Raw genomic sequence first — 18,100 nt, 5'->3', positions numbered from 1 at the left:
TTTTAGTAGGCATTGACTTTTTCTAAATATCATCATATTATACTATGCAATATGCGTTTTAGATGCTGAACAGCTTACCTGTTGCTAAATAAATTAATGTCGCACCCAAGCTGTAAATATCGGAAGCGGGAACATTCCTGCCGCCAAATTGTTCGGGTGGCATATATCCGTAAGTGCCGACAACAGTAATCGTGCTACCTTTTCTGGCCGCTAGTGTCTGTACGGAACCAAAATCAACTAAATAAACATCACCGACACTATTGCCAGATCTATTTGCCAGTAAAATATTACTCGGCTTGATATCTCTGTGAATTACTTGTGGCTGTTGCCCGTGAAGGTAACGCAAAATTTCCAGTAATGCTTTAGCCAGTTGCTTGATTTCTGCTTCGCTAAAAGTTCGCCCGCTTTTTAACCATTCCTCTAACGATTTGGCTGGGATATAGCTTTGTACCAAGGCAAATCCTTTACCAGTTGGTGTATCCACATCAAAATAATCCAGGTAACGGGGAATTGCCGGATGAGAAAGCAGTTGTAAAGTTTGCGCTTCTCGTTCAAACAGCTTCAAGTTATCCCAGTGAAAATCTTCCCCAAAAATCAGTAACTTGATTGCCACTAACTCTTGGGTGTGCAAGTCGCGCGCCAGCAACGTGTGCCTTCCCGCATTTTTACTTAGCTGTTTCTGCATGACATAACGTTCTTTGAAAATTTTACTTGCCATTTTTTCCAATCCTCTTGAGAATAGTGATTGTTAATTTTATCTGCCATTTATACTTTATTCACTAATAGGCCAATCTAACCATTCGCTGAGTTCCCGCCCTATCCAATCAATCTCGGCAGCGGTGAGATGGTTGGTAATAAATTTATATTCCTGTGTTCCCGCCCAAATCTGAATGTTGTTGCGAGCGTAGCCCGATTCTGTGTCATTCATTATGAATCGTAATTTACAGATAGCTGTCCTTGGACTTGGGGGCAGAAGATTGTAACGCACAAATCCCAACCAATTGGAAGTTAAAGAAATGTGTTTGCGATCGATTCGCAGTCTAGTGGCTGCAGGTTTAAGAAAGAAATAAACCATTAATATGAGGCACAATACAGGAACACCTACCAGTACCATTGTAAACCCCATTAAGAATAATCCAGCGTTCAAGTCCATACTAAACGCAGTCACAATCAGTATTTTACCTGCTTCTAAAAACGGAAAGCACAGCCCCATCACCATCCCTAATTCAGCAATACGTCTACAGAGAGACGAAGAAGGAGGAATCACAATTTCCAAGCAATTCCGGTCTTTCTTCAGTTGAACCTTACTCCCGGCAGGTTTTCGCACGATCGATCGCACCCCCTCTCCCGGTTTTTCCAGTGCTTGTAACGCCCGATCGGCCGTGGTTAAGCGGCTGTTTAAATCCGGTTCTGTCATCCACTGCAACCAGTCAACAAAATCCGAACTGACAGCGATTTTTGGCTCAAAATTAAGGCGCAAATCCTCCTGGGGCAATTCGGCTGGATGGACTCCCGCTACTAAGTAAATTAACGTCGCACCCAAGCCATAAAGATCGGAAGCCGGAACCGCGCGGCCGCCAAATTGTTCGGGCGGCATATATCCGTAAGTTCCCACTACAGTAACGGTGCTACCTTGTCTCGCTGCTAAGGTTTGAACTGAACCAAAATCTACTAAGTAAACTTCACCCAACCAACCACCTTTATTAAGGGCGGAGTGTTTTTGTTTGAGGGGCGATCGCTCTGCTAAAAGAATATTGCTCGGCTTAATATCTCGATGAATTACTGGCGGGCTTTGGTGTTGCAAATATATCAAAATTTCTAACAAGTTATTAGCGATTTGCTTTATTTCTTTTTCGTTAAAATTCCGTCCAGCTTCAACCCATGCTGCCAAAGATTTCGCTTCAATATAGCTTTGTACCAGGGCAAGCCCTTTAGTCTTTGGTGTCGGGAATTCAAAATAATCTAAGTAACGAGGAATTGCCGGATGGGAAAGTGACTGTAAGGTTGTGGCTTCTCGTTCAAATAGTTTTAAATCGTCCCATTGGAAATCTGCACTAAAAGTAAGGAGTTTGATGACGACTAACTCCTGAGTTTGTAAGTCGCGCGCCAGCAAAGTTGGTCGTCCCGCATTTTTCCCCAAGCATTGCTGAATGGCATAACGTTCTTTTAGCACTCGCTCTTCCATATTTTTTATCTAAATATTGACAGCTTTTACTATAGTTCAGCCTCAACGAAAACTGCTAGGAAAAAGCTTTATTTGTAACAAACATTAATTATGATTATTATGATATGACTATTATGAATTCAAGCAATGGCACAAGCGTTGCTAAAGTACGCTAAGCTGTTGAGAAAGTGCTGGCAAAAGAGTCTTACAAAAAAAGGCCGATCGACATGGAAGGCGCGATCGCACGGAATTAAGCGCGCTGGTGATATTCGATCGTTATGATGCGATCGACATAGCTTGTCGAAGAATAAACTTTAACAGTCCGGAACGCACGGGGGGCCTTTCAACACGGTTTCTGCGTCAATATCTCAACGGATATATCCACGATCTTGAGGGGAACCGGGTTTTTTGCGTCCAGGACTATTTCAATTCGATCGATGTTTGTTGAACCCAGGCTGTACTCGATACGCCGGGGACACGGCCAGCTTGTAGTTGCGGGCGATACGCAGCCAAAAGTTCGGGTCATTCCCCCGTCGGAAGATCGGCTGCAAGCTGGTCTTTTTGTTAGCTAAAAAATCTACTGCTGGTTAGAACCTTGCGGGGGTTAATTATCGTACACAGGACTTACGCAGGTAGGCTATATATAGCGTGACAAAAGTTACGATCGCCCGTTCAAGAAAAGTGAGCGATCGTCGTAAGATTCAAATTGAACTACCCAAAGAATCACCGACTTTCCTGTTAAACAAGTACGCAACGTATAGGTGGATGTTTCACTTCTGGTTTGAGGTAGTCTGACAATAATTCCTGCTTTAACTGGTCTACTGTTTTTTCAACCATTCGCGCTGTTTTTTTAGGAAGTTCCACGCTAAAATTGCACAAGCAATATGATTTCTTTGAATCAATACTTTGCGGCATTGACAGGCTTCTCTACCCTCTTGTAAGTCACTGTAATTGATTAAGTGCGATCGTACCAACTTTGCAGTGCCAAGCGGTGAACTTCCCGCCAGCTAATATTTTTAAGTCTGGCAATTTCCGCGCAATCTTCGTATTCCGGCTGTACATTAACAATCGTTTGTCCAGACTTCGCAACTTTTATCTTGACTTCGCCGTATTCTGTTTTAACTGTCTGGATTTCTCGGTGTAAAATAGTTCTTTCTTGAGTCGATCGCCTAATTCCTAGAGTAGTAGTCTCGCGAAAGATCACAGCTTCGCAAGCATCCTGAAATTCGGGATGACAAATCGCAGTTAACAAAACCCCCAGCCGCGACTTTTTCATCACAATTGGGGCAGTAAAAACATCCAGAGCTCCGGCGGCAAACAAAGCATCAAAAACATAGCCGATCGCCTGCGGACTCAAATCATCAATTTGCGTTTCCAGTACACAGATTGCTTCTCGATTGTTGGTTAAATTTTCTTTTCTGACTTCTGAATTCTCCCCTATCCAGAGGCGCAAAATATTAGGAATTGCCAGGTTTCGAGAACCTGCACCCAAACCGATCGCCTGAATTTGCATCGGCGGTGGCGGGCCGAAAGCGGAGGCGAGAGTACAGGCGATCGCAGTTCCCGTAGGAGTACACAATTCGCGATCGATCCCATTGCTGTAAACCGGCACTCGGTGCGTTTCCCACAACCGCATCACCGCCGGCGTCGGCACCGCTAACTTACCGTGGGCAGCCTTCACCGTACCGCCACCAGTCGGCATCGCCGAAAAGTAAAACTCCTGAATATCCAACCAATCCAAACCCAAACAAGTACCGATAATATCAATAATTGCATCCGTCGCCCCCACCTCGTGAAAGTGAACCTCGCTTGCGGGGATACCGTGTACGGCAGCTTCTGCCTCTGCTAATTTGCGAAATACGGCCAAACTCCAGGCTTCCACGCGCGGAGGCAATTTTGCAGAGACGATGATTTGCTCAATTTCGGGCAAGTGGCGGTGATGAGTGTCGCTAATTTCTGCATCTTCTTCCCCGTGACTGTGAGAATGTTCTTCCCCGTGATGATGGTGGTGGCGGGCGTCAAAAGTCGAAGATTCCGTTTCCGAGGGATCGAGTTCGGTAGCGGAATTTTTGGGTTTTAACCACAAATCCGCAGCTAAATCGACATAAAATTTAGTTGCTTGTTGAGTATTCCGGTGGACTAATTCCGTCCGCAACTGGTACTCTGTCGAAATGCCGAGCAAATTGAGTTTTTCGATTAGGTATTCTAAAGGAACGCCGGCGTGCATGAGAGCTCCGATGCACATATCGCCAGCAATGCCGGTTGGACAGTCAAAATAAGCTATTTTATTCATTGTTAACAATTAATTTTTAGCATTGATTGTTTCACTCGATATTTCGATCGCCCACTTAGCCTGCAATATCTTAACATGGCAACTATTTACGAAGTGCATCCAGTTGCACCCCAAAGAGACCGGATCGAGAAAATTAACAAAGCTCTGAAAGATGGGGCAGTGATGCTTTATCCAACAGATACAGTTTATGCGATCGGCTGCGATATCAACTCCAAGTCGGCAGTAGAACGAGTCAGGCAGATCAAGCAACTATCCAATGATAAGCCTTTAACGTTTTTGTGTTCCTCTTTGTCAAATATCACCGACTATGCTGCAGTCAGCGATGAAGCATACAGAATTATCAAGCGGTTAATACCGGGGCCTTATACATTTCTGCTGCCAGCTACCAAGTTAGTGCCACGGTTGGTAATGAACCCTAAACGGAAAACCACTGGAATTCGCGTTCCCGACCAGCGGCTTTGTTTTACACTGTTGGAAGCCTTGGGAAATCCAATTATTTCAACATCCGCTCACATTACCACGGATGATGAAGGTGCAGCACCAGTCCCTGCATCTAAAGCAGAAAGCTTTGGCAAAGCTGAGCTGTTTGACTGTTTTTCAAAGCTAGTGGATGTCATTGTCGATGACGGTTCCGATCCCGGATATCAAGTTTCTACCATTCTTGATTTGACACAAAGCGAACCGATTGTTGTTCGCCGTGGTTTGGGTTCGGAAGCTGTCGCCGTTTGGGAAAAAGATTAAAATTTTAAGGGGCAGGTTAAGCGCTAAATTCGCCAACAACCCGCCCCATTTTTTTAGTTTTAAACTGCTTTAAGCCTCTACCTTAACTCCTTTCCAAAAAGCAATATATCCGGCAATATTTTTAGCAGCATCTTTGGGAGTTGGATAGTACCAAGCAGCATCTTTATTAACTTGTCCGCCGACTTCGACACTGTAGTAACTAGCAACACCTTTCCAACCGCAAGTAGTGTGAGTGCTGCTGTCCTTGAAATACTCGCGGTTGATGGTATCGGCGGGGAAATAATAGTTGTTGTCTACAATTTCGCACTTGTCGCTCTCGGCCAAAACGGCACCATTCCAAATTGCTTTCGGCATCAGTTTTTCTGCTTAAATTGAGATTCTCAATTATTGTAACTGTATTTGTGCTCAAAAGGCATAGAATAGTTTAGAAGCCAACAACCAACTACTGCAAATGTCAGCGTCGAATCCGCCAATATCTTCTGTGCCGCTGCCCCTGGAACAAGCACTCAAACATTTTTTTGGCTATGACTCTTTCCGCCCGGGGCAGCAGGAAATTGTCGAAGCTGCTTTACAAAAACGGGATATGATGATTGTCATGCCGACGGGCGGTGGCAAGTCTTTGTGTTTTCAATTACCGGCACTGTTGAAACCGGGATTGACAGTGGTTGTGTCGCCGTTAATTGCTCTGATGCAAGACCAGGTGGAAGCTTTGCAGGATAATGGAATTGGGGCGACTTTTCTCAACAGCACTTTGAGCTCTCAGGAAACGCGATCGCGCCAAACTGCGATTCTCGAAGGTAAGATTAAATTGCTTTATGTTGCACCCGAACGCTTGCTGGGTGAGAGATTTTTACCATTTTTAGATATAGTAGCAAATAAGTTAGGAATTTCGGCATTTGCGATCGACGAAGCCCACTGCGTTTCCGAATGGGGGCACGACTTTCGACCAGAATACAGGCAAATGCAGCGAGTGCGCGATCGATATCCCGACATTCCCATTATGGGACTAACCGCCACCGCCACCGAGCGCGTCCGCCAAGACATCATCCAGCAGCTAACTCTGCGAAATCCTTACATCCACGTCGCCAGCTTCAACCGCCCCAATTTATACTACGAAGTTCGCCCCAAAACCAAACACAGTTTTGCGGAAGTTTTGCAAATTATCCAAAAAAAAGGCGGTTCGGGAATTATCTATTGCCTCAGCCGCAAAAAAGTTGATGAAGTTGCCTATAAATTGCAACAAAGCGGCATCCAAGCCTTACCATACCACGCCGGCATGAACGATGTCGATCGCGCAACCAATCAAACCCGCTTCATTCGCGACGACGTGCAAGTAATGGTAGCAACAGTAGCCTTTGGCATGGGCATCAACAAACCAGACGTGCGGTTTGTAATTCACTACGACTTGCCCAAGAATCTCGAAGGATACTATCAAGAATCCGGCCGCGCAGGCCGAGACAACGAACCAGCCCATTGCAGCTTATTTTTCGGCTACGGCGATGTCAAAACCATCGACTACATCATCGAGCAAAAACCCGATCCGCAAGAACAACGAATTGCCCGCCAACAGTTACGGCGAGTAATCAACTATGCAGAATCCACTGATTGCCGTCGCACAATCCAGTTAAGTTATTTTGGCGATTCATTCCCAGGAAACTGCGGTACTTGCGATAACTGTTGCAACCAAAAACCCGTAGAAGATTGGACGATTGAGGCAATGAAATTTCTTTCTTGCGTCGCCCGATGCCAAGAAAAATTCGGCATGAATCACATTATTGACGTGTTGCGCGGTTCAAAAAATCAAAAAATATTGCAATACCAGCACCACCAACTTTCTACTTACGGAATTGGCAAAGATAGAAGTGCCGAGGAATGGAAAAAATTGAGTCGTTCGCTGTTAAATCAAGGTTTTTTAGACGAAAAAACAGACGGATTTCCCATCTTGAAGCTGAATGAAAAAAGTTGGGAAATTATGAAACGTCAGCGCACAGTTGAAATCGCCATTGAACCCCAGCGGGAAGTACAGGGGAAAGTGCGGTCTTTGGCAGTAGAAGTAGAAGGTTTATTTACCATACTGCGGACGCTACGCAAACAAATTGCCGACGAACAATTTGTGCCACCTTACGTAGTTTTTGCGGATAAAAGCTTGCGAGATATGGCAGAAAAACGCCCGCAAAATCTCAGAGAATTCGAGGAAGTTTACGGCGTTGGTAGCAACAAGCGAGATAAGTACGGCAAAGTTTTCTTGGAGGCAATACGCACTTTTTGCCAAGAACAAGGATTGCTAAGTGGTGCTGCATCTTCTGAGGTCGCTAATCTTCCCAATCTTGCTAATGTTGCGTCTTATTCGCAGATGCAAACCTGGGAATTATACCGACAAGGTTTGACAGTTCAAGGAATAGCCAATGCGCGGGGTATGAGTCCTAATACTATTTCTGGGCATCTGATAGAATTGATGGAAATGGGCAGGGAAGTTGATATAAATTTGTTGGTGGAACCGGAACGCCAGCAGGCGATAGTGTACGCAATTGAAGTTATGGGGGATGAGAAACTGAGAGCGATTTATGATTTTTTGGAAGAACGTTATACGTTTGAAGAGATTAAGTTTGTGCGCGCTTGGTGGCGGCAAAATTATGTAAGTTTTTAACCGCAGATGTAGGCTGATGAACGCTGATGAACGCAGATAATTGATAGGAGGAAGGCTACTCTTCGGCGCACATTACGGCTATCATGTGTTGTTTAGTTCACCCTACTTCATGCCCTTTCACCTGAGTTCGGCTCAGTCAAGGCCACTGCTAGTAATTGAGCAGCCTGCACGTTACTCATTGCGACTTCCCAAATACCTTTTGCACAATAGCTGTAAAAGTTACGAACAGGCAGAAACAATGAAAGCTACTGGTAAGGTGTATACAATTGATTTGGCTGGAAATCAGTATCAAAGCCCTCGCTACTTGCAAAGTCGGGCCAGGATTAACTCGCTCATCGACCATTATATGTCATTGGAAGTTTTGAGCGATCGACTTTCCGATCTGCCCCAGCAATTTTCCGCCCCGCATCCCCGCCCTTGGGAGCCCATAGATTGGCAAGGAATCAATCGCGACCAAATTATTGGTGTCAAGCCAGAAATCTTTTTGCAAATATTGGCAAGTGCGGCAGAAATTGAAGCCCCCATCCGCAGCTACGGTAGAGAAAGCTGGTGCTATTTACAGCATATTTACCCGCAAATGGCGCGGTTTACGGGAGGAATTTTTGATGAGAACGGCAACATTCTAGAGATAGGTGTCTGGGAAAAAGAAGAACGCCAACATTGCCCGACCTTTAGGAAAATTTACCAGCAACTTACAGCAGAAAAACTGCAAGTTAAACCCAACTCTGTTAATGGGTGTCAATCCACAGGTGACGCTTGGCAAGATACCTACAAACACGTGATTAGCCGCCTGAGTACCGAGTGGGGAGCTACTTCTGTTTATTTATGGTTGATGGTACACTCAACTGGAGCGTTGCAACAGGCAATTTCCCAGCCTTTACAGGATGAGATCAATCATTTGGCTAAGTTTTGGGGTTTCAGCCGCTGGGCCTTCTCCCAGAGTTATTTCAATCAACTGAAAGGCTCTACCAAAAACCTGATTACTTTGCTGAAACACCATCAGATTGAACGCACGCACGGTAACGATGTCTTTAATACTTCACTTAGTCTCAAACAGCTTTCTTTGGTGTTGGAATTGACTTTTACATTCACGCGAGTGATGGTGCGGCTGCGGCGCTGGAACCGCGAGCTCAGTCGCAGTTATCTCAGACATTTGTTTGGCACTGCACCGATGGTTGATGCACCGCGCAAGGTCGCTTAAATAGGACTTATGCAAGGGAGGATTTTTTACACTATTTGTGGGGATAAGGTGCGGTGTGCTTCGCCCTACAGATAGTGTCTGTGGGTAAGTCCTGTTAACAAAATTAAACCCGAATTGAAAAATTAAACGCTCGCACTTCAGAGACAATTGAAATTAAAATGTACTATAAATCATGCAAATTACGATCGCCCTTCCCGACAACCTCCCCCTGACTGAAGCCGATGTGAGGATAGAATTGGCGATCGTACTTTATCAACAACACAGCCTCAGTCTAGATAAAGTCGCTCAACTCGCTAAAATTCCAGCGGACGATTTCTACCACATATTAATCGATCGCAATATCGTCACCCCGCCTGCCGATCCCGATGACGAACCGGCCGAACTCATACTAGCGAGCCTCCGCAACTCTATGCCGCACGTTAAACAAGGCAAATTGCATCCTATTTCTGAACTGTGGGAGGGCATTGTAAAGCTTTATGGTTGAATTTATGGTTCCCACTCACAGATAGACTCTCGCGAAAGAGGGCAAGTTTTGGGAGCGATCTCATTGCCGCTGAGGTGGAGCACAGTCAGTTTAGTCAAGGATGCTAGCGGTTTGATATCGCCGAGCGCATTGCGGCTGAGGTCGAGCGAACGTAGGTTAGTCAAGGATGCTAGCGGTTTGATATCGCCGATCTCATTGCCGTCGAGGTTGAGCTTAGTCAGGTTAGTCAAGGATGCTAGCGGTTTGATATCGCGGATCTGATTGTCCAAGAGGTCGAGCGAACGTAGGTTAGTCAAGGATCCTAGCGGTTCGATGTCGCCGATCCGATTGTCGCTGAGGACGAGCCTAGTCAGGTTAGTCAAGGATGCTAGCGGTTTGATATCGCCGATCTGATTGTCCAAGAGGTCGAGCGAACGTAGGTTAGTCAAGGATGCTAGCGGTTTGATATCGCCGATCTGATTGTCGCTGAGGAAGAGCCAAGTAAGGTTAGTCAAGGATGCTAGCGGTTTGATATCGCCGATCTGATTGTCGCTGAGGAAGAGAAAAGTAAGGTTAGTCAAGGATGCTAGCGGTTTGATATCGCCTATCTGATTTTCGCTGAGGTCGAGGAAAGTCAGGTTAGTCAAGGATGCTAGCGGTTTGATGTCGCCGATTGGATTTTCGCTGAGGGAGAGCCTAGTCAGGTTAGTCAAGGATGCTAGCGGTTTGATGTCGCGGATCTGATTGCTGCGGAGGAAGAGCCAAGTCAGGTTAGTCAAGGATGCTAGCGGTTTGATATCGCCTATCTGATTGTCGAAGAGGTCGAGCTTCGTGAGACTAGAAAGTTTCCGATCGGCGGCATCGCAATCATTAGTCCCTGCTTCCTTCAACAACACGTCAACAGTATGTTTGGTTTCAGGACTCAAATCAGCTTTTTGGCGGCACCAATCCGCAAATGTTCGATTGCTGTTTCCCAGTTGCGGCTCGGCTGCCCGCGCAGATAGTTCATTTCCAGATAATGCTAGGACGATCACGCTCCCAATAACTACTCTTAATATTGATAAAATCATATTTTTTTCCAACGATAAGCGTCACATATTTTACGTGAAATTAAGGATACTATAAATTATGCAAATTACGATCAACCTTCCCGACAATCTCCCCCTGACTGAAGCCGATGTGCGGATAGAATTGGCGATCGGACTCGATCGGCTAATTTTCTAAACTGTAAAGTTTTATGGTTTAGCTTGTGGTTCCCACTTACAGATAGACTCTGGTTTGAGAGGGCAAGTCTTGGGTGCGATCGGATTTCCGCTGAGGTAGAGCGAAGTCAGTTTAGTCAAGGATTGCAAGGGTGTGATGTCGCTGATTTGATTGTTGACGAGCCAGAGCGAAGTCAGGTGAGTCAAGGATGCTAGTGGTGTGATGTCGCTGATTTGATTGTTGATGAGCCAGAGCTTAGTCAGGTGAGTCAAGGATGCTAGCGGTTTGATGTCGCTGATTTGATTGTTGATGAGCCAGAGCTCAGTCAGGTTAGTCAAGGATGCTAGCAGTTTGATGTCGCTGATTTGATTTCCTTCGAGCCAGAGCTCAGTCAGGTTAGTCAAGGATACTAGCGGTTTAATGTCGCTGATTTGATTGTTGATGAGCCAGAGCTTAGTCAGGTGAGTCAAGGATGCTAGCGGTTTGATGTCGCTGATTTGATTGTTAATGAGGCTGAGATCAGTCAGGTTAGTCAAGGATGCTAGCAGTTTGATGTCGCTGATTTGATTTCCTTGGAGCCAGAGCAAAGTCAGGTTAGTCAAGGATGCTAGTGGTTTGATGTCGCTGATTTGATTTCCTTCGAGCCAGAGCAAAGTCAGGTTAGTCAAGGATGCTAGCGGTTTGATGTCGCTGATTGGATTGTTGATGAGGCTGAGCGAAGTCAGGTTAGTCAAGGATGCTAGCGGCTTAATGTCGCTGATTTGATTTTTGTAGAGGTTTAGTTCCGTGAGAAGAGAAAGTTTCCGATCGGCCGCATCGCACTCAGTAGTCCCTACTATCTTCAACAGCACCTCTACAGTATGTTTAGTTTCAGGACTCAAGGAAGCTTTTTCACGACACCAATCAACAAATGTTTTGTTTGGCGATCGCACTTCTGCAGCCTTCACAGACAGTATATTTCCTGATAATGCTACGATCGCACTTAAAGCAACTACTATCAACCTTGGTAAATTCATCTGTTTCTGTGCAACTATAATTTTCATCATCTTGCATCCCTAATTTTCTAAATAGACAATGGCAGGTTGGCAAACTGTCACGATACTGCCATAAAGTTGTAAAATAACTGCGATCTTAAACTTATAGCCAATAATTTTATCTCTATAAACTGAGGAAAATACCCTATGAACGGCCCAGCATCTTACGCATCATCTCAAATGACCGATCGCGATCGCGCGAACCTCAGCAAGCTAATCGATTACAGTTCCATTCGATCGATACCCGAAATTTGGGCGATCGTCAAACAAAAATTCGGTCAAACCGTAGCCCTCCACGACCCCCACAGCCAGCCAGAAATCAAACTCACCTACACCGACCTCTACCAGCAAATCCAGCAATTCGCCGCCGGCCTCCAAGCCCTCGGCATCGAACCAAATCCGGAAGAAGCAGTCCCTCCCCGCGTCGCCCTCTTCGCCGACAACAGTCCCCGCTGGCTGATAGCCGACCAAGGTATCATGATGGCCGGGGCCGCCAACGCCGTTCGAGGCGCCACCGCCGACCCTCAAGAACTCCTGTACATCATCCAAGACAGCGGCAGCACCGCCTTGGTAGTCGAAAACCTGGCATTACTGAAAAAACTGCAACACCGCCTCCCTGATTTGCCCATTCAACTCATCGTCCTCCTCTCGGACGAAGAACCGGAAACCAGCCAAACCCTAAGCACAGTCAAATTTTCCCAAGTGATGACCACAGGGGCAAACCGTCCCCTCAAACCCACCAACCACAAGCCTCAAACCCTCGCCACCCTCCTCTACACCAGCGGCACCACCGGCAAACCCAAAGGCGTCATGCTGACTCACGGCAACCTGCTGCACCAACTCAACACCTTGGGCACAGTTCTCCAGCCCGAAGGCGGCGACGGCGTACTCAGTATTCTGCCCAGTTGGCACGCCTACGAACGCAGCGTCGAATACTTCCTGCTTTCCCAAGGATGCACGCAAATTTACACCAATATTCGCTATTTCAAACAAGACTTTAAAACTTACAAACCCCAGTACATGGTCAGCGTTCCACGCATCTGGGAATCGATTTATGAGGCCGTACAAAAGCAATTTCGGGAACAGCCGCCTAACAAACAAAAATTGGTGGATTTCCTGTTATCTGCCAGCCAGCAATACATCGAGAACCGCCGCATTTGCCAAGGATTAACTCTCAGTTTGAAACCGGCTTCTGCTTCCGAAAAACTAATAGCCCGCACCAAAAGCATTCTGTTGTCGCCCGTGCACGCCCTCGCCGAAAAACTGGTTTACCAAAAAGTCAGGGAAGCTACAGGGGGACGCTTAAAATGGGCGATTAGCGGTGGCGGTTCTTTGGCCGCGCATATAGACAATTTCTTTGAAATAGCGAATATCGGTTTATTAGTGGGATATGGTTTAACCGAAACGTCCCCGGTTTTAACCGTCCGCCGCCCTTGGCACAATCTTAAAGGTTCCGCAGGACAGCCTCTAGCCCATACGGAAATTAAAATAGTAGACCCAGAAACCAGACAGCAACTGCCAACAGGCCAGCGCGGTTTAGTATTGGCGCGGGGGCCGCAAATCATGCAGGGCTACTATCTCAATCCCCAAGCGACTGCCAAAGCCATAGACCCCGAAGGCTGGTTCGACACAGGCGATCTGGGCTGGCTGACACCGGGAAACGACTTAATCTTGACCGGGCGGGCCAAAGATACGATCGTCCTCAGCAACGGCGAAAACATCGAACCCCAGCCCATAGAAGACGCCTGCCTCCGCAGCCCCTACATCGACCAAATTATGCTAGTAGGTCAAGACCAGAGATCCGTCGGCGCCTTAATTGTCCCCAATGCAGAAGCTGTGCAGAAATGGGCAGAAACTCAGAATCCCCCTCTACACGAAATTGACTGGAATAGCAAGACAATTCAAGATTTATTCCGCAAAGAATTGAACAGAGAGGTGCAAAATCGCCCAGGATACCGCGCGGACGATCGCATCGGCCCGTTCCGGTTGATTCAGGAGCCATTTTCGATCGAAAATGGAATGTTGACCCAGACCCTGAAAATTAAGCGCCCGGTTGTGACGCAACACTACCGCGATATGATTGACGGGATGTTTTGAAATATTCGCAGGACTTGGGGAATGGAAAAGAAAAAATTATCCCAACACCCAAGTCCCGAGTCCGAGTCCTCAGTCCTGGGCCATTAGTTCATTTTTACCAACTAATGACTCATGACTAATGCCTAATTCCTAATTGACAAGCAACAACTTTATGGAACCACAATTACTCTTGAAGCGATCGATTAACGTTAAAGTCGTCGTTACTCCCCGCTGGAAAGAAGAAGCTCAACAGCAACTCCAAGCCCAAATCAACCAAATAGACTCTCAGCTACAACAGTTAGAAATGCAAGGGCAGCGGATGATTTCAGAAATCCAAAAGCAAAATCTGCAGCCACCAGGCCCGCAGGTAATGCAGCAAATAGAAAACATTCAAGTGCAGGTGAATCAAAGAAAAAGCGAACTGCTAGAACAGAAAAACCAAAACCTGCAACAGCTTCAACAAGTGCAGGTGCTAGACCTGGAACAAGAAGTGAGCCAAGGTCAAATTGACGGCACATTCACTGTCGGGCTCGGAGAAAACTTGATTCAAAAAATGCAAGTAGAAATTCTCCTCCGCGACGGCGTAGTCGAAGAAATTCGAGGTGATATTTAGAAATTGGTAAGTGGTAATTGGCGATCGGTAATTGGCAATTGATTTTGAGTCAACAGTCACACATCAAGAATGCGAGACACTGGCATAATAATAAGTATTGCCGGTGACCGATCGCCAATGATCAATTGCCAATTACCGATTACCTATTACCAAATCAAAAGGACTTTTTACAGATGATTCGCGAAGTTTTCATGCCAGCCCTGAGTTCGACAATGACAGAGGGCAAAATTGTTTCCTGGGTCAAATCCGCTGGAGACAAAGTAGAAAAAGGCGAAACGGTGGTAGTCGTGGAATCCGACAAAGCCGACATGGACGTGGAATCTTTCTACGAAGGCTATTTAGCAATAATTATCGTACCTGCGGGCGAAGTTGCTCCGGTGGGAGCGGCAATCGCCCTGGTAGCAGAAACGGAAGCCGAAATCGCCACAGCTCAGCAGCAAGGAGCCGCCGCCCCAAGCGCAGCAGCAGCCCCCGCTCCCAGCCCCGCTCCTGTGAGCGCAGCTACATCGTCAGCAGGTTTGCAGCAAAATGTCAGCCGCCAAAACGGCCGCAGCGTCGTTTCTCCCCGCGCTCGCAAGCTAGCCAAAGAGTTTAAAGTAGATTTGAATTCAATCAAAGGCAGCGGGCCCAACGGTCGCATTGTCGCAGAGGATGTGGAAGCAGCAGCCGGCAAAGCCCAACCCGCTCCGGTTCAGCAAGCGGTAACAGTCCCCGCAGCACCAGCACCCGCAGCACCCGCCCCCGCAGCAGCCAAACCCGCACCCGCACCAGTCCCGGCGGTGGCACTTTCCGGTCAAAGAGTACCGATGAATGCGCTGCAAAATGCCGTGGTGCGGAATATGGAAGCAAGTTTGAGCGTGCCGTCTTTCCGCGTCGGTTACACAATTACTACTGATAATCTCGACAAACTCTACAAACAAATTAAGTCGAAGGGCGTCACGATGACGGGTATGCTGGCGAAGGCTGTAGCAGTAACTTTACAAAAACATCCTCTGCTGAATGCTTGTTATGTGGAGTCGGGAATTCAATACCGCGCTGATATTAATGTGGCGGTAGCGGTGGCGATGGATGGCGGCGGTTTGATTACGCCGGTGCTGCAAAATGCCGATCGCCTCGATATTTATTCGCTTTCGCGCACTTGGAAGGATTTAGTCGATCGCGCCCGCACCAAGCAGTTGAAGCCGGATGAATACAGCACGGGAACTTTTACTCTTTCCAATTTGGGAATGTTTGGAGTAGACAAGTTTGACGCGATTTTGCCGCCGAATCAAGGCTCGATTTTGGCGATCGGCTCTTCGCGGCCGCAAGTAGTGGCAAACGAGGAAGGCTTGATGGGAGTGAAGCGCCAAATGCAGGTGAATATTACTTGCGATCACCGGATTATTTACGGTGCTGATGCTGCGGCATTCTTGCAAGATTTAGCTAAATTGATTGAGACAAATCCTCAATCTTTGACACTTTAATTTAGTTAACTGTTGACTGTTGGCAGTTGACTGTTGGCAGTTGACTGTTGACTGTTGACAGTTGACTGTTGACTGTCAATGGTTTGCCATCAACTATGTTAAAGGAGCTAATATGGAAAGCTTCCCACAGCTAAGAATTTATCAATTAGCTGAAAAAATATAAAATGAAATATGGTTTATTGTTAAAAAGTGGGACGACTTTGCGAAGTATAGGATGGGCAAACAAATAGTGCGATCGGCTGATAGTGTTGGTGCTAATATTGCAGAAGGACAAGGACGCTATAGCTATCAAGATAATCCGCATTTTGTGAAAATTGCCAGAGGCTCATTAAACGAAACAAGACATTGGTTGAGACTTGCCTACGCTCGCAATCTTTTGACTCAAGAACAGAGCGATCGACTGCATCCGTTATTCAATGAACTTTCCCCAAAACTTAATGCCTATCTTAACTCATTAACACAAAAACCCAAAGGTTAACAGTCAACAGTCAACAGTTAACAGTTAGCAGCCAACCGTCAACCAATAACTAATTACTCGATCGCACAGTCAAAACTTGCGGCGGCGTCGCATCCGGCGGATACAAGAAATCCACTTGCACCAAACGGCGTTCCCCCGGCTTCATATTCACATTCACCAAAGGTTCCCCCTGCTGTCCCCTGCGCTGCACGATGTGAATGTAGCGCGTCAAAGTCTTGCCGGTATCATCATTAAACATCACCCGCACCGTACCTCGGAAAAATATCCGATTTTCCGGAGGATCGTAAAACGTAAGTCCCCCCAACTCTGTATTTGCTTTAATCGGTGTTTGCATTTTAATGCTAACAGCTTGGGACTCACGAGATTTGTTGTAAAGCGGAAAAGTTAAGTTGTATTGAATCCCGTAATTACCATGAGCAGAATAAGCAGTATCGGGATAGCGAGCTAACATTTTAGCGCTTTGAATTTGACCAGTGCCAAAAGTACCCGTATCCGTTGTGCTCAGAGCATAAGAAAATGACTCGCCTGGCTTGGGGATAGTTAAATAATCAGTTCTCGAATTGTCAGTAATTTTAGCTTGCCACTGGGAACCTTCAGCTACTCCCGCTACGCGACCGTAAATTTTTTGAACCGGATTTTCGCCTCTCGGAGTTGGTGCTAAATCTCTCGGCCCCGCTAAACCTTTGGTATTTAAAATATTTTCCCACTCTTCTAATGTGGGATATTGCTCGACTCCTCCTTGACTTTTAGGAGCAAACATTGCTAATGATGCTACATAAACCGAATTGCTGCTCGACATTCGCATTAAAGTCGATCGACCATTGGAAGAAGGCGTGACATTCCCCACAGGTATCGGCAAATTCATCAGCATTCGGCTCTGATTGGCCGGAATCTCGATCGCAGCCGGCAAAATGGCTTGTCTGTATCCCCGCAGCACATCGCTCGTGATGCGGCTTCCAGGCCCCGCAAACACAGTGCCGAATCGATTTTCTAAATACGACGGCAAATCGACAAACAAAGCATCCGGCCGAGTTAAATATGTCGCGCCTTGCAATACATTTAAAGTAACAGGTTCCGAGTTGGGATTGTAGACAATTATGCCTTGAAATAATGTGCGAGTTTCGGCGCGATTTTTAGCTTTGGCGATGTGGTGGGCGAAGATGTCAAATCGGCCTTTGAAAGGAAAGTTTAAGTGTGCAGAAGGCACTTGTTTGGCTTCTTGCGGAAATGTGGAGAGCAAAATGCCTTCGGTTTGCACAACTTCGGGGCTGTTGCTGTTGAAAACCGGGATGTTGTCGAGTTGTCCCGGTAAAACGCGCACTTGCTGGGGCACAGTTACCGTTTTTAGCAAGCTGCTGCTGGGCTGTGGCGGTAAATCCAGTTCGTTTTCGGGTAGGGGGACTTCTGGCTGGATCAGCAGTTGCTGTTGGGTGGGAGGTGCGGCGATTGTTTGAGCGAGGGGGAAAATTGGCAAAAACATTGCTGTAAGCGCGTTTAACTGAACTTGTGTTGATTATTTGGCTGATGCTCTTCGAGGGCTCCGCTAACGAGCGATCGACACAAAACTTTACCACAAGTTGGTTGATGTGTTTGAGGAATTTTGGATTTTAGCACAGACGTGGCGCTCAGCTTTTGATCGCACCTTCCTGAGTCCGCGCACCATTTCCAAAATTGTTGGGCGTGAAGTCGGTTTCGATCGTCGGACGCTCAAACAATTTACCAAT

The 18,100-nt window shown here is 46.6% G+C and carries 16 protein-coding genes; 9 read left to right on the top strand and 7 right to left on the bottom strand.

Annotation, left to right across the window (positions count from 1 at the left end; all coding sequences use genetic code 11):
- Nucleotides 1-58 precede the first annotated feature (58 nt).
- Nucleotides 59-718 (bottom strand): serine/threonine-protein kinase, encoded by a 660-nt coding sequence (locus QUB33_RS25955; RefSeq protein WP_333356323.1) that lies wholly within the window; start codon nucleotides 716-718, stop codon nucleotides 59-61.
- 54 nt (nucleotides 719-772) lie between these two features.
- Complete coding sequence (locus QUB33_RS25950; RefSeq protein WP_333356320.1) at nucleotides 773-2,185, bottom strand: serine/threonine-protein kinase; 1,413 nt, start codon at nucleotides 2,183-2,185, stop codon at nucleotides 773-775.
- A 416-nt stretch (nucleotides 2,186-2,601) separates the two neighbouring features.
- Here QUB33_RS25950 and QUB33_RS25945 point away from each other — a divergent pair, with 416 nt between their 5' ends.
- On the top strand, nucleotides 2,602-2,736 hold the full coding sequence (locus QUB33_RS25945; RefSeq protein ID WP_333356316.1) for a hypothetical protein: 135 nt from the start codon (nucleotides 2,602-2,604) through the stop codon (nucleotides 2,734-2,736).
- Between the two features lie 383 nt (nucleotides 2,737-3,119).
- Here the strand turns inward: QUB33_RS25945 and larC are convergent, their stop codons facing one another.
- A complete protein-coding gene (larC, locus tag QUB33_RS25940) occupies nucleotides 3,120-4,457 on the bottom strand; it encodes a nickel pincer cofactor biosynthesis protein LarC (RefSeq protein WP_333356312.1) in 1,338 nt (445 codons plus the stop codon).
- Between the two features lie 75 nt (nucleotides 4,458-4,532).
- Between larC and QUB33_RS25935 the strand changes: the two genes are divergently transcribed.
- Complete coding sequence (locus QUB33_RS25935) at nucleotides 4,533-5,198, top strand: L-threonylcarbamoyladenylate synthase (protein ID WP_333356309.1); 666 nt, start codon at nucleotides 4,533-4,535, stop codon at nucleotides 5,196-5,198.
- Between the two features lie 69 nt (nucleotides 5,199-5,267).
- Here QUB33_RS25935 and QUB33_RS25930 read toward each other — a convergent pair whose 3' ends face one another.
- Nucleotides 5,268-5,552 (bottom strand): DUF427 domain-containing protein, encoded by a 285-nt coding sequence (locus QUB33_RS25930; protein WP_333356306.1) that lies wholly within the window; start codon nucleotides 5,550-5,552, stop codon nucleotides 5,268-5,270.
- Between the two features lie 97 nt (nucleotides 5,553-5,649).
- Between QUB33_RS25930 and recQ the strand changes: the two genes are divergently transcribed.
- The 3 genes from recQ (at nucleotide 5,650) to QUB33_RS25915 (ending at nucleotide 9,530) form a co-directional block, all read left to right on the top strand.
- Nucleotides 5,650-7,845 (top strand): DNA helicase RecQ, encoded by a 2,196-nt coding sequence (gene recQ / locus QUB33_RS25925; protein ID WP_333356302.1) that lies wholly within the window; start codon nucleotides 5,650-5,652, stop codon nucleotides 7,843-7,845.
- Between the two features lie 238 nt (nucleotides 7,846-8,083).
- Nucleotides 8,084-9,046 carry a hypothetical protein gene (locus tag QUB33_RS25920; RefSeq protein ID WP_333356298.1) on the top strand — a complete coding sequence of 321 codons (963 nt, stop codon included), beginning with the start codon at nucleotides 8,084-8,086 and terminating at the stop codon, nucleotides 9,044-9,046.
- A 172-nt stretch (nucleotides 9,047-9,218) separates the two neighbouring features.
- Nucleotides 9,219-9,530, top strand: coding sequence for a UPF0175 family protein (locus tag QUB33_RS25915; protein WP_333356295.1), 312 nt, complete (start codon nucleotides 9,219-9,221; stop codon nucleotides 9,528-9,530).
- A gap of 2 nt (nucleotides 9,531-9,532) precedes the next feature.
- Here the strand turns inward: QUB33_RS25915 and QUB33_RS25910 are convergent, their stop codons facing one another.
- Nucleotides 9,533-10,579 carry a leucine-rich repeat domain-containing protein gene (locus QUB33_RS25910; protein WP_333356292.1) on the bottom strand — a complete coding sequence of 349 codons (1,047 nt, stop codon included), beginning with the start codon at nucleotides 10,577-10,579 and terminating at the stop codon, nucleotides 9,533-9,535.
- A 165-nt stretch (nucleotides 10,580-10,744) separates the two neighbouring features.
- Nucleotides 10,745-11,758 carry a leucine-rich repeat domain-containing protein gene (locus tag QUB33_RS25905; protein ID WP_333356289.1) on the bottom strand — a complete coding sequence of 338 codons (1,014 nt, stop codon included), beginning with the start codon at nucleotides 11,756-11,758 and terminating at the stop codon, nucleotides 10,745-10,747.
- Between the two features lie 135 nt (nucleotides 11,759-11,893).
- Here QUB33_RS25905 and QUB33_RS25900 point away from each other — a divergent pair, with 135 nt between their 5' ends.
- From QUB33_RS25900 to QUB33_RS25885, 4 genes are all read left to right on the top strand, one after another.
- Nucleotides 11,894-13,843 (top strand): long-chain fatty acid--CoA ligase, encoded by a 1,950-nt coding sequence (locus QUB33_RS25900; protein ID WP_333356285.1) that lies wholly within the window; start codon nucleotides 11,894-11,896, stop codon nucleotides 13,841-13,843.
- Between the two features lie 151 nt (nucleotides 13,844-13,994).
- Nucleotides 13,995-14,435 (top strand): YlqD family protein, encoded by a 441-nt coding sequence (locus tag QUB33_RS25895; RefSeq protein ID WP_333356282.1) that lies wholly within the window; start codon nucleotides 13,995-13,997, stop codon nucleotides 14,433-14,435.
- A 173-nt stretch (nucleotides 14,436-14,608) separates the two neighbouring features.
- Nucleotides 14,609-15,898 (top strand): dihydrolipoamide acetyltransferase family protein, encoded by a 1,290-nt coding sequence (locus tag QUB33_RS25890; protein ID WP_333356279.1) that lies wholly within the window; start codon nucleotides 14,609-14,611, stop codon nucleotides 15,896-15,898.
- 214 nt (nucleotides 15,899-16,112) lie between these two features.
- Nucleotides 16,113-16,376 carry a four helix bundle protein gene (locus QUB33_RS25885; RefSeq protein ID WP_445299559.1) on the top strand — a complete coding sequence of 88 codons (264 nt, stop codon included), beginning with the start codon at nucleotides 16,113-16,115 and terminating at the stop codon, nucleotides 16,374-16,376.
- A gap of 49 nt (nucleotides 16,377-16,425) precedes the next feature.
- Here the strand turns inward: QUB33_RS25885 and QUB33_RS25880 are convergent, their stop codons facing one another.
- On the bottom strand, nucleotides 16,426-17,856 hold the full coding sequence (locus tag QUB33_RS25880; RefSeq protein ID WP_333356276.1) for a DUF3370 domain-containing protein: 1,431 nt from the start codon (nucleotides 17,854-17,856) through the stop codon (nucleotides 16,426-16,428).
- Nucleotides 17,857-18,100: the final 244 nt, after the last annotated feature.

The organism is Microcoleus sp. B3-A4, assembly GCF_036705385.1.
In the GTDB taxonomy this organism is placed as follows: Bacteria; Cyanobacteriota; Cyanobacteriia; order Cyanobacteriales; family Microcoleaceae; genus Microcoleus.
This window is presented reverse-complemented; position numbering and strand designations above follow the sequence as displayed.

Coding starts and splice junctions, on each gene's coding strand:
- QUB33_RS25935 (WP_333356309.1), top strand. CDS start 4,533: ATGGCAACTATTTACGAAGTGCATCCAGTTGCACCCCAAAGAGACCGG.
- QUB33_RS25915 (WP_333356295.1), top strand. CDS start 9,219: ATGCAAATTACGATCGCCCTTCCCGACAACCTCCCCCTGACTGAAGCC.
- QUB33_RS25880 (WP_333356276.1), bottom strand. CDS start 17,856: ATGTTTTTGCCAATTTTCCCCCTCGCTCAAACAATCGCCGCACCTCCC.
- QUB33_RS25950 (WP_333356320.1), bottom strand. CDS start 2,185: ATGGAAGAGCGAGTGCTAAAAGAACGTTATGCCATTCAGCAATGCTTG.
- QUB33_RS25885 (WP_445299559.1), top strand. CDS start 16,113: ATGGGCAAACAAATAGTGCGATCGGCTGATAGTGTTGGTGCTAATATT.
- QUB33_RS25895 (WP_333356282.1), top strand. CDS start 13,995: ATGGAACCACAATTACTCTTGAAGCGATCGATTAACGTTAAAGTCGTC.
- QUB33_RS25890 (WP_333356279.1), top strand. CDS start 14,609: ATGATTCGCGAAGTTTTCATGCCAGCCCTGAGTTCGACAATGACAGAG.
- QUB33_RS25910 (WP_333356292.1), bottom strand. CDS start 10,579: ATGATTTTATCAATATTAAGAGTAGTTATTGGGAGCGTGATCGTCCTA.
- recQ (WP_333356302.1), top strand. CDS start 5,650: ATGTCAGCGTCGAATCCGCCAATATCTTCTGTGCCGCTGCCCCTGGAA.
- larC (WP_333356312.1), bottom strand. CDS start 4,457: ATGAATAAAATAGCTTATTTTGACTGTCCAACCGGCATTGCTGGCGAT.
- QUB33_RS25900 (WP_333356285.1), top strand. CDS start 11,894: ATGAACGGCCCAGCATCTTACGCATCATCTCAAATGACCGATCGCGAT.
- QUB33_RS25905 (WP_333356289.1), bottom strand. CDS start 11,758: ATGATGAAAATTATAGTTGCACAGAAACAGATGAATTTACCAAGGTTG.
- QUB33_RS25920 (WP_333356298.1), top strand. CDS start 8,084: ATGAAAGCTACTGGTAAGGTGTATACAATTGATTTGGCTGGAAATCAG.
- QUB33_RS25930 (WP_333356306.1), bottom strand. CDS start 5,552: ATGCCGAAAGCAATTTGGAATGGTGCCGTTTTGGCCGAGAGCGACAAG.
- QUB33_RS25955 (WP_333356323.1), bottom strand. CDS start 718: ATGGCAAGTAAAATTTTCAAAGAACGTTATGTCATGCAGAAACAGCTA.
- QUB33_RS25945 (WP_333356316.1), top strand. CDS start 2,602: ATGTTTGTTGAACCCAGGCTGTACTCGATACGCCGGGGACACGGCCAG.